At 50.6% G+C, this 638-nt stretch carries 1 protein-coding gene; it reads right to left on the bottom strand.

All coding sequences use genetic code 11. The features are described from left to right. Positions 1 to 638, bottom strand: a 638-nt coding sequence (locus R7Z50_RS28435; RefSeq protein ID WP_318149872.1) for a Card1-like endonuclease domain-containing protein, incomplete at both ends; no start/stop codon positions are given.

Raw genomic sequence — 638 nt, 5'->3', positions numbered from 1 at the left:
GGCCGATAAGCGCAAGGCCAAGATCCTCTGCACGAGTAATGTCATTGTGACGAAGAGGGCGGAAGCTCACCAGCATAGCGCGTGCTTGTAGACCGCCTAGCAGGTCACGCAAAGATTCCAGTTTGTACAGCGTATCGTCACCATCATCGCGCATGCCTTTTGTTTTACACTCAATGATGTGCAGTTTGTTATTTACAACCGTTGCTACGTCTAGCTCGTTACGTACTTCACTTTCACCCAGCTTACGATAAACCTGAACATTCAAAGAGCGATCTTGAATCGTTGGCATGGTGTCTTGGATTTGTTTGACAGTGCTGTGAACCAGAGTCTCCAACCATTCGCCGTTAGAGAATCGACGTGCGTCTTCGTTCGCGAAGGTCAAAATGCCATTTTCGTAAGTCGCGATCTGTGCTTCGACAAGATCCGACAGCAGCATGTTGAGTTCACGGTAGCCTTGTTGCTTCTCAGACAGCTCCACATCCAGCTTCTGCTCCTTACGGCAGGTTGTCGCAAGGTAGTTGAGTGTCGCCAAGCCTGGGCCCAATTCAAGCGCATTTGACGCCCAGCGTTCGCCAAGCTCATACAGTTTTTGATCAAGAAGAGGAGGAAGGTCTACGTGGTGGAACTCGCCGCGCGCA

This window comes from Vibrio sp. 1249-1 (genome assembly GCF_033340495.1).
The sequence above is the reverse complement of the archived record's forward strand: the minus strand, read 5'-3'. Positions and strand labels throughout refer to the sequence as shown.